Origin of the sequence: Streptomyces sp. Q6, assembly GCF_036967205.1 — a bacterium.
Lineage (GTDB): Bacteria > Actinomycetota > Actinomycetes > Streptomycetales > Streptomycetaceae > Streptomyces > Streptomyces citrinus.
The window spans coordinates 4,055,160-4,076,818 of sequence record NZ_CP146022.1; the positions used below are offsets into that span (position 1 = coordinate 4,055,160).

The 21,659-nt window shown below is 71.5% G+C and carries 20 protein-coding genes and 1 pseudogene; 6 read left to right on the forward strand and 15 right to left on the reverse strand.

The window, feature by feature from the left end; translation table 11 throughout:
• Window positions 1-8 precede the first annotated feature (8 nt).
• Window positions 9-1,175 (reverse strand): 4-hydroxybenzoate 3-monooxygenase, encoded by a 1,167-nt coding sequence (locus tag V2W30_RS18915; RefSeq protein ID WP_425244690.1) that lies wholly within the window; start codon window positions 1,173-1,175, stop codon window positions 9-11.
• 206 nt (window positions 1,176-1,381) lie between these two features.
• On the opposite strand from V2W30_RS18915, the gene V2W30_RS18920 reads away from it, so the two are divergent.
• Window positions 1,382-1,672, forward strand: coding sequence for a hypothetical protein (locus tag V2W30_RS18920; RefSeq protein ID WP_338698092.1), 291 nt, complete (start codon window positions 1,382-1,384; stop codon window positions 1,670-1,672).
• Between the two features lie 63 nt (window positions 1,673-1,735).
• Here V2W30_RS18920 and V2W30_RS18925 read toward each other — a convergent pair whose 3' ends face one another.
• The 3 genes from V2W30_RS18925 to V2W30_RS18935 all read right to left on the reverse strand — a co-directional run bounded on the left by V2W30_RS18925 (window position 1,736) and on the right by V2W30_RS18935 (window position 4,171).
• Entirely contained in the window at window positions 1,736-2,146 is a 411-nt protein-coding gene (locus V2W30_RS18925) for a rodlin (RefSeq protein WP_338698094.1), read from the reverse strand.
• Window positions 2,147-2,253: 107 nt separating this feature from the next.
• Window positions 2,254-3,213 carry an LCP family protein gene (locus tag V2W30_RS18930; RefSeq protein WP_338698096.1) on the reverse strand — a complete coding sequence of 320 codons (960 nt, stop codon included), beginning with the start codon at window positions 3,211-3,213 and terminating at the stop codon, window positions 2,254-2,256.
• Window positions 3,214-3,760: 547 nt separating this feature from the next.
• Window positions 3,761-4,171, reverse strand: coding sequence for a rodlin (locus tag V2W30_RS18935; RefSeq protein ID WP_338698098.1), 411 nt, complete (start codon window positions 4,169-4,171; stop codon window positions 3,761-3,763).
• Window positions 4,172-4,403: 232 nt separating this feature from the next.
• On the opposite strand from V2W30_RS18935, the gene V2W30_RS18940 reads away from it, so the two are divergent.
• The 3 genes from V2W30_RS18940 to V2W30_RS18950 all read left to right on the forward strand — a co-directional run bounded on the left by V2W30_RS18940 (window position 4,404) and on the right by V2W30_RS18950 (window position 6,178).
• Window positions 4,404-4,814 (forward strand): rodlin, encoded by a 411-nt coding sequence (locus V2W30_RS18940; RefSeq protein WP_338698100.1) that lies wholly within the window; start codon window positions 4,404-4,406, stop codon window positions 4,812-4,814.
• Window positions 4,815-5,079: 265 nt separating this feature from the next.
• Entirely contained in the window at window positions 5,080-5,313 is a 234-nt protein-coding gene (locus V2W30_RS18945; protein ID WP_338698102.1) for a chaplin, read from the forward strand.
• Window positions 5,314-5,428: 115 nt separating this feature from the next.
• Window positions 5,429-6,178: a chaplin gene (locus V2W30_RS18950; RefSeq protein WP_338698104.1), complete on the forward strand. Its 750-nt coding sequence runs from the start codon at window positions 5,429-5,431 to the stop codon at window positions 6,176-6,178.
• Between the two features lie 244 nt (window positions 6,179-6,422).
• Here the strand turns inward: V2W30_RS18950 and V2W30_RS18955 are convergent, their stop codons facing one another.
• Together V2W30_RS18955 and V2W30_RS18960 are read right to left on the reverse strand one after the other, a co-directional pair.
• Complete coding sequence (locus V2W30_RS18955; RefSeq protein ID WP_338698105.1) at window positions 6,423-7,697, reverse strand: NAD(P)-binding domain-containing protein; 1,275 nt, start codon at window positions 7,695-7,697, stop codon at window positions 6,423-6,425.
• Window positions 7,697-8,986 carry an ATP-grasp domain-containing protein gene (locus V2W30_RS18960; RefSeq protein ID WP_338698106.1) on the reverse strand — a complete coding sequence of 430 codons (1,290 nt, stop codon included), beginning with the start codon at window positions 8,984-8,986 and terminating at the stop codon, window positions 7,697-7,699. The genes V2W30_RS18955 and V2W30_RS18960 overlap by 1 nt, the downstream gene beginning before the upstream one ends.
• A 132-nt stretch (window positions 8,987-9,118) precedes the next feature.
• Between V2W30_RS18960 and V2W30_RS18965 the strand changes: the two genes are divergently transcribed.
• On the forward strand, window positions 9,119-10,432 hold the full coding sequence (locus V2W30_RS18965) for a glycoside hydrolase family 26 protein (RefSeq protein ID WP_338698107.1): 1,314 nt from the start codon (window positions 9,119-9,121) through the stop codon (window positions 10,430-10,432).
• Window positions 10,433-10,469: 37 nt separating this feature from the next.
• Here V2W30_RS18965 and V2W30_RS18970 read toward each other — a convergent pair whose 3' ends face one another.
• The 9 genes and pseudogenes from V2W30_RS18970 to V2W30_RS19010 all read right to left on the reverse strand — a co-directional run bounded on the left by V2W30_RS18970 (window position 10,470) and on the right by V2W30_RS19010 (window position 20,940).
• The gene (locus V2W30_RS18970; protein WP_425244561.1) at window positions 10,470-11,594 is read right to left on the reverse strand and encodes a GNAT family N-acetyltransferase; all 1,125 of its coding nucleotides are present in this window, start codon (window positions 11,592-11,594) and stop codon (window positions 10,470-10,472) included.
• 31 nt (window positions 11,595-11,625) lie between these two features.
• Window positions 11,626-12,255, reverse strand: a pseudogene (locus tag V2W30_RS18975) (lipopolysaccharide biosynthesis protein); the annotation flags it as partial.
• Window positions 12,255-13,418 (reverse strand): glycosyltransferase, encoded by a 1,164-nt coding sequence (locus tag V2W30_RS18980; protein ID WP_338698110.1) that lies wholly within the window; start codon window positions 13,416-13,418, stop codon window positions 12,255-12,257. The gene V2W30_RS18980 and the pseudogene V2W30_RS18975, both read right to left, overlap by 1 nt.
• Complete coding sequence (locus tag V2W30_RS18985; protein ID WP_425244562.1) at window positions 13,415-14,197, reverse strand: polysaccharide deacetylase family protein; 783 nt, start codon at window positions 14,195-14,197, stop codon at window positions 13,415-13,417. Before V2W30_RS18985 ends, V2W30_RS18980 begins: the two co-directional genes overlap by 4 nt.
• Window positions 14,187-15,866, reverse strand: coding sequence for a murein biosynthesis integral membrane protein MurJ (gene murJ / locus V2W30_RS18990; RefSeq protein WP_338698112.1), 1,680 nt, complete (start codon window positions 15,864-15,866; stop codon window positions 14,187-14,189). Before murJ ends, V2W30_RS18985 begins: the two co-directional genes overlap by 11 nt.
• Window positions 15,863-17,110, reverse strand: coding sequence for an O-antigen ligase family protein (locus tag V2W30_RS18995; protein ID WP_338703683.1), 1,248 nt, complete (start codon window positions 17,108-17,110; stop codon window positions 15,863-15,865). The genes murJ and V2W30_RS18995 overlap by 4 nt, the downstream gene beginning before the upstream one ends.
• A 112-nt stretch (window positions 17,111-17,222) precedes the next feature.
• Window positions 17,223-18,695 (reverse strand): exopolysaccharide biosynthesis polyprenyl glycosylphosphotransferase, encoded by a 1,473-nt coding sequence (locus V2W30_RS19000; RefSeq protein ID WP_338698114.1) that lies wholly within the window; start codon window positions 18,693-18,695, stop codon window positions 17,223-17,225.
• Window positions 18,692-19,843 (reverse strand): glycosyltransferase, encoded by a 1,152-nt coding sequence (locus tag V2W30_RS19005; protein WP_338703684.1) that lies wholly within the window; start codon window positions 19,841-19,843, stop codon window positions 18,692-18,694. Before V2W30_RS19005 ends, V2W30_RS19000 begins: the two co-directional genes overlap by 4 nt.
• 32 nt (window positions 19,844-19,875) lie before the next feature.
• Window positions 19,876-20,940: a DUF3344 domain-containing protein gene (locus V2W30_RS19010; protein WP_338703685.1), complete on the reverse strand. Its 1,065-nt coding sequence runs from the start codon at window positions 20,938-20,940 to the stop codon at window positions 19,876-19,878.
• Window positions 20,941-21,303: 363 nt separating this feature from the next.
• Here V2W30_RS19010 and V2W30_RS19015 point away from each other — a divergent pair, with 363 nt between their 5' ends.
• Complete coding sequence (locus V2W30_RS19015) at window positions 21,304-21,543, forward strand: chaplin (protein ID WP_338698116.1); 240 nt, start codon at window positions 21,304-21,306, stop codon at window positions 21,541-21,543.
• The last annotated feature ends 116 nt before the right edge of the window (window positions 21,544-21,659 follow it).

Sequence of the window (21,659 nt, forward strand, 5' to 3'; positions counted from 1 at the left end):
GATGGAGTTCAGACGCCGACGTAGTGCTCGGCGAACCAGTCCTGCTGGCTGCGCGACGTCCGCAGCGAGGCGAGTCGCGAGCGCCGCAGGGAGTTGTGGAACAGGGCCTCGCCGTCGGAGCCGGCCGGGCCGTGCAGCAGCCCGACCATCCAGTGCGAGAACTCCTGGGCCCGCCAGATGCGGGCGAGGCACCGCGCGGAGTACGCGCCGATCCCGGCGCTGTCACCGCGCCGGAGGTCGTCGGTGAGGGCACGGGCGAGGAGCTCCGCCTCGAGGACCGCGAGATTGGCGCCCTTCGCGGCGGACGGGCTGATCAGGCTCGCGGCGTCGCCCACCAGGAACAGCGCACCGTGGCGCAGCGGTTCGAGGACGTCGGACTCCAGGTCGACGACGGTCCGCTGGACGACGGGGCCGCGCAGCAGCGCCCCGTACTTCTCCTCGCCCATCCGCAGCGCCAGCTCGTCCCAGATCCGGTCCTCGGACCAGGCGTCGGCCGGAGTGCCCCGCTCGCACTGGAGGTAGTAGCGGGTGATCTCGCTGGTGCGCGCCATGTGCCCGGCGAAGCCCCGCTCGTGCACGGCGTACCCGACGGCGTCCAGGCTGGGCGGCGCCTCGGCCAGCAGCCCGAGCCAGGTCACCCCGTGGTCGCGCTGGTGGCGACGGACCGATCCGTCCGGGAGCGAGCGCCGGGCCGCACCGTGGCGCCCGTCGCAGCCGGCCACGTACCGCGCCCGCCAGGTCCCGGGCCGCCCGTCGGCCGCCCGTACGGAGACCGAGGGGCGGCGCGTGTCGGCGTCGCGCACGGCCAGGGCCTCCACCCCGAACTCGACCCGCCCGCCGCGCTGTTCGAACCGCGCCAGCAGATCGCCGACCAGCTCCTGCTGCGGATACACCGTGTGCCGCTCGCGCCGCCCGAGCCCGCTGTAGTCGAGCCGGAACCGCCCGTCCGCGGACCGGAACTCGCAGGTGCTGTGCGGCTGCCCGCGCAGCGCGATGCCCTCGGCGAGCCCGTTGCGTTCGAGGACCCGCACGGTGTGGGCGGCCAGGAATCCGGCCCGCGCCCGCGCGTGCAGCCGGGCACGCTCCGCCCGCTCAAGGACGACGCAGTCGATCCCGCTGTCCTGAAGAAGATTGCCGAGCACGAGCCCGGCCGGTCCGGCGCCGAGGATGACCACTTCGGCAACTGCCGGCATCTGCCCGTCTGTCACGAGACCGGATACTAAGTGGGCCAAAGTGCCTAGCTGATCAGAAATCACCTGAATGATCAGATAGCGGTCAGAGGAAACAAAGAGGGGCCCGGCCCGCCCACCGCTTTAGACCTGACGGGTGGGTGCCTTTCCTCTCCCGTATCTGCCCGGACTCGGCGGCCGTTGTACCCGGCATGACCTCAACTCGACGAGCCATCACCGCGGTCCTGCTCGCAGTCGGAGCCACCGCGATCGCCATGCCGACCGCCGGGGCCGCTCCGCTCCCGCTGACCGGTGAGGGCAGCGACGCCATCTCCCCCGTCGCGACGCTTGACTCGGTGTCCACCATGGCGATCCCCGCCGAGCACCGCGGCGACCTGCCCACCACGGCCGGCCAGCTCTCCGGGCTCGACCGGCTGAACGAACTGCACCAGCTCACGGACCTGGTGGCCCCGGTCACCAACATGGTCCCGTCGGTCCAGTAGAGACCCACCAGGCACACGGGAAGGGCGGCGGATCGCACGCGATCCGCCGCCCCTTCCGGTTGTTCAGTGGTTCTCGATGCCGTTGCCCGAGAGGACCGGGATGTCGTCCAGGACGTGCGACAGCGGCTCGTCGCCCTTGGCCTGGGTCGAGTTCTCGGTGCACTGCTGGTTCTGCGGCGCCGACAGGATCGGGATGTCCTGGACGGCGATCGGCACGACGCCGACGAGGGAACCGGCGTTGAGCTTGGCCGGCAGGCCGACACAGGGCTTGTTCAGCGAGCCCTGGACGAGACCGAGCTGCGGGCTCATGTCACCGTGCGTCGCCGAGTTCCCGTACGCCTGCTGCGCCCCGTTGCCGCTGTTGGACGTCGTGCCGCCGTCGTCGCCGATGGCCAGGGCCTGGGGGGCAGCGACCGCCGACATGCCGGCGACGGAAGCAGCGATCGTTGCGGTTGCCCACAGCTTCTTGTTCATAGGAATTCCCTTCACTGAAACGAACTCCGATTGCGGAGTCACGTCTGATCAACTGGTCAGAAAACAGACGGTTGCGGACCGAGACCCGTTCGGCCCAGCGCCACGCGTCACGCGCAGTCCAACGTGTCGCCGTGCACGAACGTCTGGACGTTCAGGCGCGGCGGATCCTGGGGCTCGTCGTGCGAGCCGGGGGGTGTGACGGGACGGTCTTCCCGGAGGTCGGAGAAGAGGTGCGCGGCGCGCTCCTGGTCCCAGCGCAGCGTCGAACCCACGTTCTCGATCAGCGGATTGAAGCCGCCGATGGGCACCGTCCCGAATTCCGTCCGCGACAGCGGGACGGCCCGAAGATCCCGAGCCATGGACAGCAGGTCGTCCAGGCTGAATCCCTGGTCCACCGACATCGAACCGAGCACGGTCCGGGCCAGTTCCGCGGACCTGCGGGGGTCGGCGAGGATCGACTTCAGACCGGCGTTCCGCAGGACGTTGACCAGGAATCGCTGCTGCCGCTGCACGCGTCCCAGATCCGCGCTCGCGTCCACATGGCGTGAGCGCACGTACTGGAGCGCGGGACCTCCGGCGAGACGGTGCCGCCCCGGGCGCAGGTCGAGCTTGGTGGCCGAGTCCGAGAGCCGGCGCGTGGTGCAGACATCCACTCCCTTCACGGCGTCGACGCTGTCGATGAACCGGCGGAAGTCGATCTGCAGGAAGTGGTCGATACGCACACCGGTCATCGACTCGACCGTCTGCACCGCGAGCGGCGCCCCACCCTCCGCGTACGCGGCGTTGATCTTGGCCGGGTGCTGCTCCCTCAACGACCCGTCGGCAGCGCGGTGTTCGGGGATCTCCGCGTACGAGTCCCGCGGCAGGCTCACCACGCTGACCCGGTCGCGGTCCTCCGACAGGTGCACCAGCATCATGGTGTCGCTGCAATTGCAGGCGACACCACCGGCGTGGAAACGTTCCTTCTCCGCACGCGTGATGGTGTTCCGGCCGTCCGTGCCCAGCAGAAGAATGTTGGTACCCGCCCCGCCGTCGGGCCGGGACGCCAATCCGTTGAATGCGTCCACGCGGCCCGGAAGGGCTCCCGCGACCTGTCCGAACCCGGCGGTCGAGAATGCCAGGAAGCCAAGCGCCAACGCTCCGAGAGCAATACCTCCACGGCCGCCCCGGAGGAGTCTTTTCCTCATCCTGACACTCCACTGAGAAGGGATAGGTGCGAGATGAGGATAGGCAGATCACGTTTTCTCATCAGGCGGCTCGCGCCGCGTCGGGCGAAAGTAACCCTTTCGCCGCACGGCGCGATTCGCCTCCTGGCCGGCGGCGGTATGGAACACACAACTGACCGCTAGACAGCAAAGGTCGATGACATGGGAGTCCCCCACGAGCGTTGGCGACGACAAGGGTTGATCCCCACCAGCAGAACGTCACCCGACACCCCGTGCGCAGCACCCATCTACTCGTCCCTGATGGACGAATGGCGCGCGGAAGGAAAAACACTTCCGGACCGCTTCGACGCGGAGTGGACCGATCTCGTCTCCCGCGATTTCTGGCCCGGGTCGGAATAAAAAAAGTTGGGCCGCCATGACTGGCGGCCCAACCGAACTACGCGCTCCGTCAGTGGTTGCCGGCGCCGTTGCCCGACAGGACCGGGATGTCGTCCAGGACGTGCGACAGCGGCTCGTCGCCCTTCGCCTGGGTCGAGTTCTCGGTGCACTGCTGGTTCTGCGGGGCGGACAGGACGGGGATGTCCTGGACCGACACCGGGACGACGCCGACGAGCGACCCGAGGTTGGCCTTGGCCGGCAGGCCGACACAGGGCTTGTTGAGCGAGCCCTGGATGAGCGCCATCTGCGGGCTCATGTTGCCGTACGTGGCGGAGTTGCCGTACGCCTGCTCGGCGTTGTTGCCGCTCTCGGAGGTCGTCCCGCCGTCGTTGCCGACGGCCAGGGCCTGCGGAGCCGCCGCCGCCGCAAGACCCACGAGCGACGCGGTGACAGCCGCGGCAGCCACAGCCTTCTTCATCATGAGAGGTTCCCCTTCATTTGCTTGATCGGAGCACCGGGTTCAACTTCGTTCTTCTGGATCGGTTGTCCTGGTTCACCCGGATGGGGAGTACCTCTCATACTCTTTACCCGAAGAGTATGACAATCGCGTGAGCATATCCGCTGGCCATCCGGGTGAACCCGCAGAACTATTCCCGCCGTGACGAAGTTGTTTCCTTCGCAGTAACCGGTGCCTGTCAGAAAAGGAAAAAACAATGCTGAAGAAGGTTATGGCTGCCGCGGCAGTCGCCGTTTCGGTCGTCGGTGTCTCGGCTGCGGCCGCCCCGCAGGCGCTCGCCCTCGGCGACGACGGCGGTACCACCTCGTCCAGCGGCAACGGCGCCCAGCAGGCTTTCGGCAACTCCATGACCGAAGGTGACATGAGCCCGCAGCTCGGCCTGGTCCAGGGTTCGCTCAACAAGCCCTGCATCGGCCTGCCGGCCAAGGCCAACGCCGGTTCCCTGGTCGGCCTCGTGCCGATCGCCGTCCAGGACATCCCCGTCCTGTCGGCCCCGCAGAACCAGCAGTGCACCGAGAACTCGACCCAGGCCAAGGGCGACGAGCCGCTGTCGCACATCCTGAGCGACATCCCGGTCCTCTCCGGCAACGGTGTGCAGAACGGCTGATCAGCCGCTGCGCAGAAAGCCCGGGTCGCCACCTCCAACCGGTGGCGACCCGGGCTTTTTGTCGCCATGGGCTTTAAAGCTTTAGCCGGATCAGCATTCCGCCGATTGCGTACGCAACTTCATCGGAGTGAATCTGTGCGGCAGGCGGGGTTTCACAGTTTCCTCACCCAATGGTGACTCGTTTGCATTCCACAGGAGCCGGTTGGGGCGGACGACCCGTCCCGAAAGGCATCTGAGTCATCTTTTTCGATAAAAGGAGAGAAACATGTCCCTGAAGAAGACCGCCACGATCATGGCCGGCGCGATCATGGCTCTCGGCATGGCCGCCCCCGCCTTCGCCGACTCCGGCGCCGAGGCCGTCGCCGCCGGTTCCCCGGGTGTCCTGTCCGGCAACGTCGTGCAGGTCCCCGTCCACGTGCCGGTGAACGTCTGCGGCAACAGCGTCAACGTCATCGCGCTGCTGAACCCGGCCTTCGGCAACACCTGCGTCAACGACTGACACCGATACGGCAGTCCGCCTCCCGGCCGACCCTGGACGCCTTCGCGATCCAGGGTCGGCTTCAGTTTCGAGCACGAAGGGAAATGCATTGAGGCAGGCACTGAGGATCGGTGTCATGGCGGCCGCGGCGGCGACGGGCATGCTGTCCATGCCCGGAGCGAGCGCCTCCGCCCTGACCGGTGACCAGGAGCAGCCGAGCGGTTCGGCCGGCGTGCTGTCGGGCAACTCGGTCGAGGTTCCGGTGGCGGTTCCCGTGAACCTCTGTGGCGACACCATCGACGTATTGGCTGCGGCGAACCCTGCCTCGGGCAACGACTGCGCCGGCGAAGCGGACGCGACCGCTGTCGCCTCTTCGGGCGGCGACGAGGCGGACGAGACCAGCGGGTACGACGAGGAAGAGGCCGACCACGGCACGCAGTCCGGGGGGTTCCTGTCGGGGAACTCGGTGCAGGCCCCGGTGAGCATCGGCCTGAATCTGTGCGGCGACACCGTCGACGTGGTGGGTGCGGCCAATCCCGCGACGGGCAATTCCTGCGCGAGCTCGGCGGAGTCGGTCGCGATCTCGGCCCCGCCCACCGGCGAACTCCCCCCGGCGGAGACGGTGACCCCGCCCACGCCGCCGACGACCCGGGGACTTCCGCAGCCCGTTCAGGTCTCCGTACCGAAGCCGACGGTGCGGCAGGAGGGGCTGCCCACCTACGAGACGCCGGTCGCTCCGCCCGCTCCCGCGGCGCCTCCGGTGGCGCACGACCAGCTCGCGGACACGGGCGTCGACCAGAACCTCCTGGCGGCCGCGGCCACCAGCGCCGGTCTTCTCGTGGGAGGCGGAATCCTGTACCGCAGGGCACGTGCCGCGGGACGCTGACCGTCAGGTCGGGAAGAGCTGTGCGCAGCTCTTCCCGACCCACAGAGGATGCCGCGGATGGAGACTGCCGTCCCACGGCACGAAGCCGACGGCTGGGGAGGAGGGCAGCGCGGCCATTCTCATGACAGGGCCCAGTGGACCACCGGCGTTCCCGCCCCGAGGAACCGGTTCACCCGTTCGCCCGCGAAGTCACCCCAACGGGTCCCGGCGCGCACACAAGTCCCGTGTCCCGAAAGGCACTTGATCAGCCGTCGGACGGGACCGTCACCGATTCCCGTGCGTGCTTCCTGCCCGGCGGAACCACCCCGCCGCCCGGCCGTGGCCGGCGCCTCAGATGCCGCTCGACTCCGTCGACCAGCGTCGGCGCGGTGTACGAGGCCCCGTGGACGAACCGCATGGCGGGCCCGAAGTCGGCCGCTGTCACCAGGCCCGCGAGAAAGAGGCCCGGGTAGGCGGATTCGAAGCCCCGCCGCGCGCGCGGGGTGCCGTCGGCGGAGCGCGCGAGCACGCCTCTCACGCGCGGCGCGAGCACCGTCATCCGCGCGCAGCTCGCCCGGAAGCCCGTGGCCGCGATGACGTGATCGGTCTCGAAGACCTCCGCGCCCGCCGACGCACCGGCCGTGTGCACCTGAAGCCGCCCGGACGACAGCCGCGCCTCCACGATCTGCCGCCCCATCCGGATGTCGATGTCCCCGGCCGCCACCCGGTCCCTGACCCACCAGGCGCCTGCGGGCCCCAGCGCGGTCGCGCTGATCCCGGCGCGCACGTGCTCGGGCAGTCTGCTGAACGCCCCCGGCCGCTCCGCGTAGAACCAGTTGCGCCAGCCGCAGCCGAGGCCGCTGTGCGGGGCGCGCAGGCTCTGCCACCAGGGGCGCTTCCACGGCGGGGGGACGCTGTTCCAGGCCAGTTCCGGCGAGCGCGCCACGATGCGTACGCGCGTGCCCTGTTCGGCCAGGAGCGCCGCGGTCTCCAGCGCCGCCTGGCCGCCGCCCACGACCGTGACGTCCGCTTCCCTGAAACGGGCCAGGTCGCTGTGCCGACTGCTGTGCGTCACATGCTCCTCGGTCAGATCCCGCAGGGCTTCCGGGAGGTTCATGTACGGCAGCACTCCGGTGGCCAGGGCGACCGCCCGGCCGCGCAGGACCTCTCCGTCCTCGGTCTCCAGCGTGAATCCGTCGGGGGCCGCGTCGATGCGCTCGATCATCCGCTCGTCCAGCCGCGGCACGGCCTGGCGGGCGAACCACAGGCCGTAGGACGCGAACATGTCGACGGGGATGGGGTGGCCGTGCTCGGCGGTCACGCCACGGCCGGCGCAGTACTGGTCCAGGCGGAATCGGGAGCCGGGCGCGGACAGGTTGGAGGCCCAGGGCTCCGACTTGAGGAACATGCCGCGGGGCATGTGGTGGCGCCACGACTCCATCGGCCGGCCGAAGACCCGGGTGTCGAGTCCTCGGGCTGCGGCGTGCGCGGCGATGGACAGGCCGTAGGGACCGGCCCCCACGATCAGCAGGTCGTACATCAACAGCTCATCTTTCGTTCGGCCGGGGCGGTCGGGGCGGTCGGGGCGGCGATCACGGGTTCGGTGCTGCCAGGGGGCGGGCCCCCGGCCGCCGGGCGGGCCCGGCGGAGCAGTCGGCGGGCCGCGTGTTGCGACCACTCGGCGGCCATGCTCCGGCCGGGCGCGGGGTCGTCCTGGGCGTGCCAGGCGAATTCGCGTGCGGCCGCGCCGCGTTGGGCGGGCAGCGCGGAGGTCATCAGGGCCCGCAGCGCGGAGAGCGGCGCGTAGTTCTCGACGACGAAGGTGCGTCCCGGCAGGGCGTGCCCGGCGGGGAGCGGCTGGTGCGTCAGGTCGAGGTACTGGGCGCGGACGACGTCCAGGCCGTTGCCGTCCGCGAACAGCCGGAACTGCGCTCCCGGACGGGGGTTGAAGTCCAGCAGGCAGTACCGGCCCGAGTCGACGTCCACCCGGAAGTCGATGTCGAAGATGCCCCGGTACTCCAGGGCCGCGACGAGCCGCTCGACCATGGTGCGCAGCTCCGGTACGTGGGCCCAGCGGCCCACCGCGGTCAACCCCGCGCCTCGGGGCCACGCCCGGTCCTTGCTGCCGGCGCCGCCGCCGTGCAGCTGCCCGTGCCGGTCGGCGTACCCGTGGCAGAACCAGTCGCCGCCGCGCCCCGCCGGCAGGTACTTCTGGAGCAGGAGTTCGCTGCCCGTGCCCAGGCCCCGCCGGTAGAGGCTCCGCGCCTCGGCCGGGGAGCTCACCAGGCTCGTACTGCGCAACCCGGAGCCCTGGGGCAGGAGCCACGGGCGGCTCCACTTGGCGACGGCGGGACGGCCCAGGCCGGCGATCGCGGCGTACGCCTCGTGCTCGTCGCGCGGCCGCACGGTGACCGGGTGGCCGATGCCGACGGAGCGGCAGAGTTCCGGCAGCCGCGCCTTGTCGGCGACGCGCTCGGCGAGGTGTCCGGGCTGCTCCGGCAGGAGGAAGGTCCCGGCGAGCGCCTCACGCGAACGGCTCACCGCGATGGCTCCGGCGTCGTCCATCGGGATCAGTACGGCCGGTCGGGTGATCCGGGCCGCCGTCCGCCGCAGCACTTCGACCACCTCGTCCGGGGACGCTCCCGGGGGCGGCGGCAGGTGCATCCGGTTGACGAAGCGCGAGCGGGCGACCGGGCTGCCCTCGGCCTCCGCGGCCACATGGACCTCCACGCCGCAGCGTCCCAGGGAGCGGACCGCCCCCAGCGTTCCGTGGTGAAAGGGGTTGGGGTCGATCCGCAGCAGCACGACCGGGACACAGGGGTCGAGCATGTGTCGATTCCTTTCCAGGAACTAGCCCGTGAGGGTGACGAAGGGCAGCCATCGGCTGCTCCACGATTGGCGCCATAAGCATTCATATGACTGAGTGTCAGAAATGGAGCGAGAGCGGCATGAGGAGCAGGCATGGTCGGAGAACGCCGATGGGCGAAGCGCAGAAAACTCCCACTGATCGCGGCGGGAGCCCTGATCTCCCTGGTGGTGGCGTCAGGATCCGTGTCCATCGAGCGCGCGGACGCGAGCCCACGGAGCGAGCCGACCCCGCCCGCCCCGACCCGCCCCATCCCGTGGTGGCCGTCCGACACGGGCGATCCGACTCCCACGGAACCGGCGAGCACCCAGCCCTCCACGCTGCCGAGCACGTCACCGAGCGCGTCACCGAGCCCGGATCCGACCCCGTCCGCGACGGCGTCGCCCGATCCGGACACGACACCCGCGGCGGACAGGTTCCCCGCGTTCGGGGCCTACCTGGACTTCGGCCCGCGCGGCGTGACCCGGATGGCGAAGCTGTCGCAGTGGCTCGGGGGAGCCGATCTGCGCGTCGGGCACACCTATCTTCCCGGTGACCGGTGGAGCAACATCGAGGGCTCCCCGTCGTTCCTCGACAGTTGGGCCAAGTGGCGCCGCGAGCGCGACGACCGGCTCTTCGTCCTCAACGTGCCCATGCTGGAGCGCAACGAGGAGGGCGTCCCGGACGCCCAGGTGCGCGGCCTGCTCCAGCAGGGCGCGGCGGGCGACTTCGACGAGCACTTCCGGACGCTGGCCGAGCGCCTGGTCGATCTGGACGTGCCGGACACCGTCGTGGTGCTCGGCTGGGAGATGAACGGCATCACCTACACACACCGCTGTGGACCCGATCCGGCGGCGTGGAAGAAGTACTGGACCCGGATCGTCACGGTGATGCGGTCCGTGCCGGGGCAGAAGTTCCGCTTCGACTTCACGCCCAGCCGCGGCCGGGACGCCGTGCCGTGGACCGAGTGCTACCCGGGCGACGACGTCGTGGACATCGTCGGCATGGACTCGTACGACCAGCCGGAGGGCAAGTCCTTCGACGAACAGGTCTCCGAGCCCTACGGACTTCAGGCCCAGGTCGACTTCGCGGCGAAGCACGACAAGCCGATCTCCTACCCGGAGTGGGGGCTGTTCCGTAACGGGGACAACGCCGAGTACATGCGGCGGATGCTCGGGTGGATGGACGAGCACAAGCCGCTCTACAACACGCTCACGGACTACTGCCCGCACGGCGTGTGGCAGTGCGACGAGAACCCGAAGGCCGCGGAGATCTACCGGGCCGCGCTGACCGGACGCGACAAGCCGACCGAGCCCACGCCTCCGGTCCAGCCTCCGCAGTGTTCCCCGGTCGACCTGGGCGACTGGGTCGAGCACTGGCTCGGCGGCAAGCTCTGCCTGCGGTTCGACTGGTGGGAGCGGAACTCCTGAACCGGCGTCACCGGTCCACCGGGTGGCGGCCCGAGCACTAGGCCGGGCCGTCACCGCGCTCCTTCCAGGCGCGTCGGGCCCGCTTCGCCACGGACCGGGCACGGACGTCCGCGAGGAGCGCGCCCAGCTGGGGCGCGGAGCTGCGGCGCGCGAGCAGGAACCGCTGGTTCACCAGGCGCTCGGGGCGCCAGTGCATCTTGTACGGCTCCGTACCGCGCAACAGGCTCAGGACCTGGGCCTGGGAGCCGTCCTGGAGGTGCTGCGCGCACGAGCGGAGCAGCATCGTGGCGACGTCGATCTTGCGTTCCCGCAGCTGCGGGTGGGCGCCGTACAGGTATCCGCCCGCCAGCCGGGGGGACACGAAGGTCAGATCGGCGGCGACCACGGTGCCGTCCAGCGTGAACTCCGTGACGACGGCGTCCCCCGTCTCCGCCATGAGGGTGACCGAGCGGGTCAGGTGCTCGGCGAAGCGCGGCTTGACGTGCTCGGTCGTCACCTTCCGCTCCTGCCACTGCAATCGGTGCAGGTCGAGGAGGCGCCGTACCGAGGAACCGACCTCGTCCGCGGGCACGACCCGGCGCTCGATGCCCGTCGCGTCCAGCTTCCGCATCTTGGCCCGCGCCCGCTGCGCCCGCGGGCGCGGCAGCCGTTGCACCAGATCGTCCATCGGCAGCGCCGGCAGTTCGAGGCACGCCGAGTCGTCGAGACGGCGGCGCGGGCCCGGCCACCGGTCGTGCAGGGTCTCCACCACGCTGCCCGGCCGCACCTCGCGGAAGTCGATCACGGCTCCGCGGGCCAGCTTCCACAGCCCGGCGCCCAGCGCGTCGACGGCCCGGTCGGCCGTTCCGGCGGAGCGCTGGTCGACGAGGACGTCGCTGAAGTCGGAGATCTCCGCGCCCAGCGGCCTCAGGGTCGGGAAGGGCCGGGTCTGCCGCATCAGCGGGGCGGCCGCGACGAGTCGGCCCTCCTGGCGTACGAGGACGACGCGCAGCCGGCGCGCGCCGCCGTAGGAGAGCCACCAGGAGTGGAGCCAGGCGTGGCTCTGGAACGGTGTCGCGGTCGCCGACGACCGGTGCAGGCGGTTCCACTCCTCGCGCAGCGCAGCGAACTCGGCCGGGTCCGTGCACACCGTGACGACAGGCGCGGACACGACGCTCGGCATCAGGCGCCGCCCCGCAGCGCGGCCGCGTGCGCGGGGCCGGAACCGTCGCCGTGGCCGGTTCCGACTCGCGGCGCGGGCGGATCAGCAGGGCGAGGCCACCGAGCAGCCCGCCCGCGCACGCGCCGACGAGGGTGGTCAGCGCGGCCGAGGCCGTCGACGGCTCGGTGGGCTTGACGGCCCGCGTGAACCGCAGGAGCTCCACATGGGTGTCGTCCTTGGTGTGGCTGGCGTTCGTGGTGAGCGCGCGGGCGACGGCGTTGGCCATCTCCATGGCCTGGGCCGGTTCGGCCGACGACGCCGAGATCGCGACCATGGGCGCGTCGGGCGACGTCTCCGCGCGGACGTTCGCCTGGAGGGTCTCGACCGGCACACCGGCCGCCACCTGGGCGTCGCTCAGTACGGCGACCTGCGTCGCCACGCGGCTGTACGCCTGGGCGAAGCCGAGCGCCGACATCGGGTCGGACTTCTCCGTCGGTACGGCGATCACGTAGCTCGTGGCCGTGTACTGGGGCGTGCTGACCGCGCCGTACAGGCCGCCGCCGAGCGCGCCGAGCAGGATGCCCGCGGGCAGCGGCCACCACCGCGGCAGCCTCCTCGGGCGGGTGCCGGTCCGGGCGAACGGGGCGCGCGGGGTTCCGCTGTCCTGGGCTGCTTCGGTCATCACGTACTCATTCCTGACGTCGGTGCGCCCATGGCCGTCGCGTACACGTCCTCGTGCAGGGCGGCGCTGCGGGCGATGCTGTAGTGGAGGGCAGCCTCCGACGGCGTTCTGGGGCCGCCTGACTCCTCGCGGGAGCTGTGGGCTGCACGGATTTCACGACGGATTTCACGGACGAACGAGGCGGCGTCGCACGGGACACGGACGGCGCGGGCGCGTGTCCCCGCGGGCAGGTCGTCGACCGCGGGGCAGGTCACGTAGAGCACCGGCAGTCCGCTGGCCTGCGCCTCGACCACGGCCAGGCCGAACGCCTCGTCGACGGACGGCGCGGCGAGCACGTCCATGGCGGACATCAGGGCGGGCAGGTCGACCGTGGCGCCCGCAGGGCCCGGCGCCGTGTGCGGGCGCTCCCCGGCGAAGACGACACGGTCGAGCACGCCGGACTCCCGGGCCGCCCGGCGCAGGGCCTCCTCCTCGGGGCCCGTGCCGACCAGGAGGAGGCGGACGTCGTCGGGGAGGTCGCGCAGCGCGGCGACCAGTACGTCGAACCGCTTGCCCGCCACCAGGCGCCCCACGCCGCCGACGACGAAGGCTCCGGGCGGCAGGCCGAGGGCGAGCCGGGTCGCGGCGCGGGCCGCGGGGTCGAAGGCGAAGCGCGGGACGTCGACGCCGTTCGGGACGACGGCCACACGGTGCGGGGCCACGCCCCACAGGCGCAGCCGGTCCGCGACCGCCGGGGACACCGCGATGGTCGTCCGGCCGAGCTTCTCGCCCGCCAGGTAGAGGGCACGCACGCCGCGGGTCAGCGGCCGCCCCTCGATCTGGGCGTCGCCCAGCGAGTGCTCCGTGGCGACGACCGCCCGCACGCCGGCCATCCGTGCGGCGATCCGGCCGTACAGGCAGGCGCGGTAGAGGTGCGTGTGGACGACGTCGTACCGCCCGCCGCGGATGAGCCGCGCCAGGCGGGGCACGGCGCGTGCGTCCCGGTTGCCGGCCATGCCCAGGTGGGCGACGCGCACCCCGTCGCCGCGCAGCCCCTCGGCGACCTGCCCCGGGTTCGTCAGCGTCACGACGTCGTGCGGTCCCGGCAGGTGGCGTACGAGCAGGCGCAGTTGCTGTTCCGCGCCGCCCGCTCCCAGGCCGGTGATGACGTGCAGGACCTTCACCGGGCGTCCTCCCCGATCCGCCAGGCGCGTCTTCGGACCCGGTGGACGCGGCGCTTGAGTTCGAGCCGCCAGAAGGTGTCCCGCTGGCCGACGAACACCCGCGGCATCGCGTACACGCTGGTCAGGGGGCCCGGGGAGATGGCGCAGCCGTAGCGGTAGCCGGCGCGGCGGACGGCCTGCGCGGTCGCCGCGTCGACGTGCCCGTACGGGTAGCAGAAGCCGTGCACCGTCCGGCCGGTGATCTCTTCGAGCTGTGCCTTGCTCCGCCGGATCTCGGCGTGCAGCGCCTCCTCGTCGAGGCGGGTGAGGTCGACGTGCATCAGGCCGTGGGAGCCGATCTCCATACCGGCGGCCGCGGCCTGCCTGATGCCCTGCGCGGTCAGCAGGGGCTTGCGCGGGCCCTCTTCGTCCCACGCGTTCTCCCCGCCGAGGCGGCCGGAGAGGACGAAGACCGTGGCGGAGCATTCGTAGTGCCTGAGCAGGGGCAGCGCGTTCTCGACGAAGTCCCCGTACCCGTCGTCGAAGGTGAGTCCGACGAGACCGCGGTCGGCGCCCTGGCTCCTGGCGTCGAGGAGTTCGGCCACGCTGACGCCGCGCAGTCCGCGCGAGCGCAGCCAGCGCAGCTGCTCCCGCAGGCGGTCGGGGGTGACGGTGACGTTGTACGGGTCGTCGGTGCAGTCGTCCACCGAGTGGTACATCGCCACCCACGGGGGGCGCCCGGGCAGCAGTTCCCTCGTTCTGGGGCCGGAGGGTTCCTGGAGTGCTGTGTCAGCGGGCATTGCGGTGCTTTCTGGTCACGATGCGGACGGCGGGCAGGAATGCCTGGACCTTCAGGGCCCACAGGAGGAGGCCGAAGACGGCGCCGATGGCCAGGCAGCCGACGGCGAGGGAGCCCAGCGGCTGCGCGACCCGGGCCGCGCACGCCATCCCCGCGGCGGTGGCGGCCACCGCCGCGAGCAGCGTCTTGCCGAGTTCGAGCAGCACCACGGGGATGCGGACAGGGACGCTGCGCTTGTCCATCGCCGTCAGGAGCAGCACCGCGGTGAACGTGATGCCCAGGGCGTTGGCCGCGGCGATGCCGCCGACCCCCCAGGCGTGGACCGCCCAGGTGCCCGCCCCGGCCGTGAGCGTCATGCCCGCGGCCATCGAGGCCACCGGGTACCAGGTGGGCCGCCCGGCGGAGAAGTAGGAGCGGACCAGCGCGCCGACGAGACAGTGCCCGAGCAGCCCCAGCGAGTAGACCCGCATGATGTCCGCGGTGGCGGCGGTGTCCTCGTACGTGAACGCCCCGCGCTGGAAGAGAAGGTGGACGATCTGCGGGGCGCAGGCGAACACCACGGCCGCGCCCGACAGGACGATGCAGGCCGCGAGCGCGACATCACGCTCGACCCGGTCCCGGGCCCGCTCGGTGTCGCCGCGCGCCAGCGCCTTCGCCACCACGGGGAAGGTCACCGTGCACAGCATCAGCGACAGCACCATCGGCAACTGCGCGACTTTCTGCGCGTAGTTGAGGTGCGAGATGGCGCCCGACGGCAGCGAGGAGGCGAGGAAGCGCTCGATGAAGACCTGCGACTGCCGGCACAGCGCGAAGAGCAGCACGGTCGCGATCAGCGCCATGTTCATCGACTGCTTCTTCGACGCCTTCGCCTCACCTCCGTCCACCCGGGCCGCAGGCGCGGTGCTCCTGAGCCTGCGGCGCAGGGACGGCGCCTGCACCAGCACCATCAGACAGCCGCCCACCGCCACTCCCGCGGCGGCGGCCCGCACACCCCAGCGGTCGGCGAGCAGCAACAGGGTGACGATGATGCCCGTGTTGTACGCGACATAGATGGCGGCCGGGGCGAGATAGCTGCTGTGGGCGCGCAGCGCGGCGCTGCAGTACCCGGTGAGCCCGAAGGTCAGGACGCAGGTGGCGGTCAACCGCGTGCAGTCGACGGCGAGTTGGGGGTCGGGGAGCCCCGGGGCGAGCAGCGCGACCAGGTGCGGCGCGCTGATCATCAGGAGCACCGCGCAGGCCACGAACGCCAGGGCGAGGCGCGGCAGCGAGGTCGCCACCAGGGCCCGTACCGGGTCCTGGTGGCCCTGGCCCGACGCCGCCGAGGCGCCGCGCGCGGCGATGGCCGCGCTGAAGGCGGGCACCAGCATGAACGCGAGCCCGTCCTCGATGAGCAGCGTCGAGGCCACCTCGGGCACGGTCCAGGCCACCAGGAAGGCGTCCGTCTCGCTGCCCGCCCCGAAGAGATGGGCCAGCGCCTGGTCCCGGCCGAGGCCGAGGAGCGACCCGGCGGCGGACAGCGAGGCGGTCAGCAGCGCGGCCCTGACCAGGAAGGTGTTCGACGTACGGTGCTGCTCCTGAGCCGTGTCGACGGCGGCCGGAGCGGGTTGCTGCGGGGGAACGGCCGGGGCCAGCAGGGTCTCGTCCCCGTCGGCGGGAAGGGTCGGTTTCATCGTTCGGTCGACGCCTCGCAGACCGCCGCCGGCGCCAGGGCCCACCAGACGACCAGGCCGAACACGACGGCGGTGAGCACCGTCGAGGGGCCGCCGATGTCCGCGTAGACGAAGTCGATCATCTGCCAGGTGAGCAGTCCGCAGGCGATGAGCGCGCAGTCGAGGCCGCGGGCCTCGCGGTGCGCCGTGGCGAGCCTGCGCACGCCCAGCACGAGCAGCGCCGCCCAGGCCCCCACGATGGCGCACAGGCCGAGCAGCCCCTGCTCACTGAGGACCAGCAGATACATGTTGTGCGGCGACAGCAGCGGCTGCCTGCGGAACTCCGCGCCCGCACCGGCCACGTCGCTGCCCGCGGACAGCGCGATCGAGGCGTGGCTGTCGCGGTAGGCGGGGAAGTTCTTGAGCCCCACCCCGGTGGCGGGGTGCTCCTCCCACATGTCCACGGCCGCCGCCCACATCGTGTACCGGTCCGTCACGGACTGGTCCGGCGCGGCCGTGACCTGCGTGATGCTGCTCAGCCGCTCCTGGAGCATCGACGTCCCCACGCCGAACCCACCGACGAGGACGACGGCCGCGGCGGCGCCGACCGCCAGCAGGCGTGCGGCCCGGCGCAGTCCGGCGAGCACGATCTGCGCCACGCAGACCACGGCCGTCGCGATCCACGCGCCACGGCTGAAGGAGAGCGCCAGGGGCACCAGGAGACCGAGCGCGCAGAGCAGCGCGACGAGCCGCCCGCGCGCGGTGCCGCCCCCGAGGGCCAGCGCCACCGCGCAGACCAGCCCGTACGCGACCACGGTGGACATGCCCATCACGTCCGTGGCCCCGAACGTGCCGACGGCCCGGATGTCCTCCCCGGCGTACGAGGCGCCCGTACCGGTCAGGTACTGGTAGACGCCGATGGCCCCCTGCCACAGGCCCAGCGCGACCAGCGCCCAGCCGACGAGCCGGAAGTCGCGCCGGTCGCGGACGAGCAGCAGCACGGCCGCCGGGACGAGCACCAGGATCTGGTAGTAACGCACCAGCCCCTCAAGGGCGTTGGGCAGCGAGTCCGCGCCGAGCGCGGCGACCGCGACGGCGACGACGGGCAGCCCCAGCACGACGTAGGCGGTGCGCGTCAGCGTGCGCTGTCCGAGCCGCACGGCACGGACGGCGCAGAAGAGCACGACCAGACCGGAGACGGCGTCGGCGAGGGTCCCGCCGCTGCCCTCCTGGTCACTGCCCGCGCCCAGGGGCAGCGCCAGCATGGCGACCAGCAGCAGTACGGGGATCACGGGTCCGGCCCGGCGCACGGCACCGCGGACCGAAGCCGCGGGTCCGGCGGGCGGGGCGGCGAGGACAGGGAGAACCGTCACGTCGTCAACTTCCCGTCGGACGGAAGAACTCGGTCGCCGTGCGCATCAGAATGCTGATGTCCCGCCACAGCGACCACCCGTCGATGTACGCGTTGTCGAACCGGCAGCGGTCCTCGATGGAGGTGTCACCGCGCAGCCCGTTGATCTGCGCGAGGCCGGTGATGCCGGTCGGCATACGGTGACGCTCGCTGTAGCCGGGGTGCAGCTCGCTGAACTTCACGACGAAGTACGGGCGTTCGGGGCGCGGGCCGACCAGGCTCATGTCGCCGCGGAAGACGTTCCACAGCTGGAGCAGCTCGTCGAGCGAGGTGCGGCGCAGGAAGCTGCAGAACCACGGCATCTGGTGCTCGTTGGCCACGCTCCAGCGCGTCGCGGACTCCATCGGGTCGGCGGGGCGGTGCGTGCGGAACTTGAGCAGCGTGAAGGGCCGGCCGTCCTTCCCGATCCGCTCCTGCCGGAAGACGACACCGGGCCCCTCGCTGAGCCGGAGCCACACGGCGCAGGTCAGGAGCACCGGGCTGAACAGCACCAGCAGCAGCGAGGAGATCACCAGGTCCAGGGCGCGCTTGCCCGGGTGCGGCGGGAAGGGCGGCCCCACGACCGGCCGGCAGCGGAACCCCGCCAGGTGCTGGAGCCGCTCGCGGCCCTCGGGGACGTACGCCGACGGGTCCGGGTCCAACTCCCATACCTCGCAGCGCAGTTCGCTGAGGCTGCGCAGGCAGGGAAGGTACTCCGGAGCGTTCGACCTGCCCAGGACGATGGCCCGCCGCACGTCGTTCTGGATCACCGCGCGCCGCATGTCCCCGACGCTCGTCAGCACCGGCAGGGCCGCGCCGCTCTTCCGCTGCTCCTGCTCCGCCGCACCGTCGCTGACGATGCCCACCAGGCGGATCCCGTTGCGCGGACACCGCTGGAGGGCGGCGGCGACCCGCGCGGCCGCGGGCTCCGGGCCCACCAGGAGCGTCGTGCAGGGCCGCCGGACCATGGCCACCCGCCGCCGCCAGTGGACGAGCGCGCGGCCCATCAGGGTGAGGACGCAGTGGACGGCGCACCCCGACAGCACCGACGTCACGGGAATCGGCCGCATCACGGGCAGGCTCGCCGAGACGGCCGTCAGCACACACCACGCGAGGGCGATACGGCCCACGACGGCAGGGCAGTCGTCGAGCATGTACCGCTTGCCGAACAGGCCGTACAGGCCCGCGTTGCGGTACAGGCCGAGGACGAGGACGAGGAATCCCGCCACCAGCAGCGGGTGGCGCTGGAGCGGAGAGAGGGCGACGGTGCCGAGCAGCGCGGCCGTGCTGTCCATCGCGAGCAGGAAGGCGCGGGAGGAGTGGTCCTGCTCCGGGCCGCCGACCAGCGTGGTCCTGTTGCCGTCGGCGGTCCGCTGCGCGATGACCGTGGCGAAGGCGCCTGCCTCCTCCACGGCACGCTGCTGTTCGGTGGACGAGGCGACGGTTCGTTCCGGGGTCATGTCGTGACCGGCTCTCTGCACTTGATGGTCTCCAGACCCAGAAGTTCGCCATACACATCCGCGACCGCTGCTGCCGTGCGCCGGACGTCGTGGTGTGCGTGCACATGGCGGTGGGCGTCACGGCCCAGCGTGCGAAGGTCTTCGGCGTCGCTCAGCAGACCGACCAGCGCCCGGGTCAGGGCAGCGGGGTCTTCCGGCGGGGCCAGGCACTTGGGTGCCAGAGGGGGCGGCAGGCTCTCGCGGGCCCCGTTCACGTCCGTGACGAGAACCGGGCTCCCGCAGGCCATGGCCTCCAGGGGGGCGAGCGCCATGCCCTCCCACCGCGAGGGCAGCACGACCAGGTCGGCCGCCCGGTACCAGGGAGCCGGATCGTCGACGCTCCCCGCGAAGGTGACGGACGGGGGAGCGGCGGCCCGCAGCTCCGCCAGGTCCGGCCCGTCCCCCACCAGGACCAGGTGCGCCCCGGGCCGTTCGCGGAGCACGCCCCGCCACGCCTCGACGAGCACGTCCTGGCCCTTCTGACGGCACAGCCGGCCCACGCACACGACGAGCGGGCCCGTCGCGGGAAGGCCGAATCGCCCCGCCGCGGACGGCCCCGCGGGACTGAACCGCTCCAGATCCACGCCGTTGGGCACGAGTCGCCACTCCGCGGCGATCCCGTGGGCGGTGCCCGTGTCCCGCTCGGCCCGGCTGACGCAGATCAGCCGGGAGGCCCAGCGCGCCCCCCGCCGTTCCCAGGTGAGGGCCATCCGCGCCCCGAGCCCTTCGACGGCCTCGAAGGACCAGGCGTGCGGCTGGAAGACCGTGGGGATGCGCCCCCGGACGACGAGCCGGGTGACCAGTCCCGCCTTGGCGCTGTGGGCGTGGATGACATCGGGGCGGACCCGGTCCACCACCTCGGCGAGCCGGCGCGCCTCGCCCAGGACGCTGCGGCCCGGAGACCGCGATGCCTCCCAGGCCAGGACCTCGCATCCGAGGTCGGTCAGGTGGCCGGGGAGGCTGCCGGAGGGCGGACATGCCACCCGTACGCTCATCCCGGCGGCACGCTGCATGCGCACGAGGTCGGCCACTACGCGCGCCACTCCGCCGTCGACCGGCTGCGTCACGTGGAGCACGCGTAGCGGCAAGGGTGCGGACGTCACATGCATCGCCTCTTCCATGGGTGCACTGAAGAAAGCGGCTAGGACCGGACGTCGACCGCTCCGAAGAGCGCTCCGATCCACGCCGTGTCCTCGGCCGAGTCCAGCCGGAAGTCCAGCGACCTGCCGCCCCGGGCCACGGCCTTGTCCAGCGAGAACACGTCGGAGTCGTAGCCGAGGGTGTTCGCGTGGGCCGGGACCCGCTCCGGCTGCCGCTCGCCCGGCTGGCTGATGGTCGAGTTGAGGACGTCGTCCGCGGGGTTGGCCCGGTCGGACAGCGCCACGGGGCCGCCCCGCCCGGTCGAGACGGTCAGCGAGTCACCGCCCCTGCCGCGATCGCCGTTGTAGGCGACGAGCCCGGCAGAGCCGCTCGCCCCTTCGGCGAGCGGCATCGTCATGCGGAAGGTCCTGCTGGGCTGCTGCCGCGTGAAGGTGTCGAACCCGTCCCGGACGAACAGCCGCCGCAGCGGCTCGGACGGATTCTCGTACGCGGCCACGAGCGTCCAGCCGCCCCAGGCGCCGGCGGCGGTACGCCCCATGGCGACGTTCAGCTGCGCCACGGTGTACAGGCCGGCGCCGCTGGAGCGCACCAGCTCGGTGACGTCCGCGGAGGCCTGGTAGGCGTCCGCGCCGTTGGCGACCCGGTGCCCGACCACGGTGTCGGCGAGCACCTGCTTGTACGCGCCGCCGGGCTCGGCGACCAGCACCCGCCCGTTGTCCCGCGGCGGCTTCTGCTCGCCGACCCGGAGATTTCCACCCCAGTACAAACGTGCGTATGTCACGCGAGATCCCGCGGGAATGCGGACCTCGGCACTCGAAGAGTTGTACGTGTTCGGGTCGTCGTCGATGTCCGTATAGAACATGTCGAAATCGCCATTGCTTGCGATAGCGCCCGAACGGGCCTCGGCGCACCCCACTCTTTTGAGTGGGTCGGCACCGCGGCACGTGATGGCGGCATTCGCCGCACGGACGATTCCGCCATGGAGCTCGGCGTCGTACCGCGTGGTGAACGGGATGCTGGGCTTCTCGGTACTCGGCTCCGTCGCCGTCGCCGCTGCCTGGCAGGGCAGGGACGCCGCCGCCAGCGACAGCAGGCCCACCGTCATGCGGCGCAGGAAACAGCCTTTGAAATTACGCACGGCCGGCGTCCCTTTCAGGAATGAGCAGACGCTCTGCAGCACCAGGCAAGTAGATAGGAAAGTCACACTTATCTGTCGATCCCCCGCAGCACCTACCGCCCGAACGGGGAGCGGCCAACAGTAGCGGCCAGAAAGTCAGTTTCACTTGATACACGATGTGTGTTGGAGTTGTGAAATTCCCGGCTCCCGTGCGTCAACTCTCCGCAGCGCACTGCAATGACCTAAAGGCCATTCACTCGTTCGGAGCCGCAACCCCGTGCGGTGCCGCTCCGTTGCACCACCCGCCGGGCGCCTGTCCCGGCCGTACAGAACGACCCAAGGAGCATGTTCATGTCGCGTACCGCGAAGGCAGTCGTCTTCTCCGCCATGGCCGCCGCCGCCATGGCCGGCACCGCCGGCATCGCCGCCGCCGACAGCGGCGCGCAGGGTGCCGCCACCGACTCCCCCGGAGTCGTCTCGGGCAACGTCGTCCAGGTGCCCGTGCACGTGCCGGTCAACGCCTGCGGCAACACCGTGAACGTCATCGGCCTGCTGAACCCGGCCTTCGGCAACAGCTGCGTCAACAGCTGACCCGCGCAGCCTGACTCTTCCTCAGCCGCCCCTGTTCCAGGGGCGGCTGCTTTTGTGCGCCTTCACCCGTCCGCGCCCGTGTGCCTCGTATGGAGGTGGGCGGCCGACAGGCCGTC

What these genes read in the sequence shown, in the direction of transcription:
- V2W30_RS18920 (WP_338698092.1), top strand. Translation starts at nt 1,382, where the DNA reads ATGACCTCAACTCGACGAGCCATCACCGCGGTCCTGCTCGCAGTCGGA.
- V2W30_RS18925 (WP_338698094.1), bottom strand. Translation starts at nt 2,146, where the DNA reads ATGAACAAGAAGCTGTGGGCAACCGCAACGATCGCTGCTTCCGTCGCC.
- V2W30_RS18935 (WP_338698098.1), bottom strand. Translation starts at nt 4,171, where the DNA reads ATGATGAAGAAGGCTGTGGCTGCCGCGGCTGTCACCGCGTCGCTCGTG.
- V2W30_RS18940 (WP_338698100.1), top strand. Translation starts at nt 4,404, where the DNA reads ATGCTGAAGAAGGTTATGGCTGCCGCGGCAGTCGCCGTTTCGGTCGTC.
- V2W30_RS18945 (WP_338698102.1), top strand. Translation starts at nt 5,080, where the DNA reads ATGTCCCTGAAGAAGACCGCCACGATCATGGCCGGCGCGATCATGGCT.
- V2W30_RS18950 (WP_338698104.1), top strand. Translation starts at nt 5,429, where the DNA reads ATGGCGGCCGCGGCGGCGACGGGCATGCTGTCCATGCCCGGAGCGAGC.
- V2W30_RS18955 (WP_338698105.1), bottom strand. Translation starts at nt 7,697, where the DNA reads ATGTACGACCTGCTGATCGTGGGGGCCGGTCCCTACGGCCTGTCCATC.
- V2W30_RS18960 (WP_338698106.1), bottom strand. Translation starts at nt 8,986, where the DNA reads ATGCTCGACCCCTGTGTCCCGGTCGTGCTGCTGCGGATCGACCCCAAC.
- V2W30_RS18965 (WP_338698107.1), top strand. Translation starts at nt 9,119, where the DNA reads ATGGTCGGAGAACGCCGATGGGCGAAGCGCAGAAAACTCCCACTGATC.
- V2W30_RS18970 (WP_425244561.1), bottom strand. Translation starts at nt 11,594, where the DNA reads ATGCCGAGCGTCGTGTCCGCGCCTGTCGTCACGGTGTGCACGGACCCG.
- V2W30_RS18985 (WP_425244562.1), bottom strand. Translation starts at nt 14,197, where the DNA reads ATGCCCGCTGACACAGCACTCCAGGAACCCTCCGGCCCCAGAACGAGG.
- murJ (WP_338698112.1), bottom strand. Translation starts at nt 15,866, where the DNA reads ATGAAACCGACCCTTCCCGCCGACGGGGACGAGACCCTGCTGGCCCCG.
- V2W30_RS18995 (WP_338703683.1), bottom strand. Translation starts at nt 17,110, where the DNA reads ATGCTGGCGCTGCCCCTGGGCGCGGGCAGTGACCAGGAGGGCAGCGGC.
- V2W30_RS19000 (WP_338698114.1), bottom strand. Translation starts at nt 18,695, where the DNA reads ATGACCCCGGAACGAACCGTCGCCTCGTCCACCGAACAGCAGCGTGCC.
- V2W30_RS19005 (WP_338703684.1), bottom strand. Translation starts at nt 19,843, where the DNA reads ATGCATGTGACGTCCGCACCCTTGCCGCTACGCGTGCTCCACGTGACG.
- V2W30_RS19010 (WP_338703685.1), bottom strand. Translation starts at nt 20,940, where the DNA reads ATGACGGTGGGCCTGCTGTCGCTGGCGGCGGCGTCCCTGCCCTGCCAG.
- V2W30_RS19015 (WP_338698116.1), top strand. Translation starts at nt 21,304, where the DNA reads ATGTCGCGTACCGCGAAGGCAGTCGTCTTCTCCGCCATGGCCGCCGCC.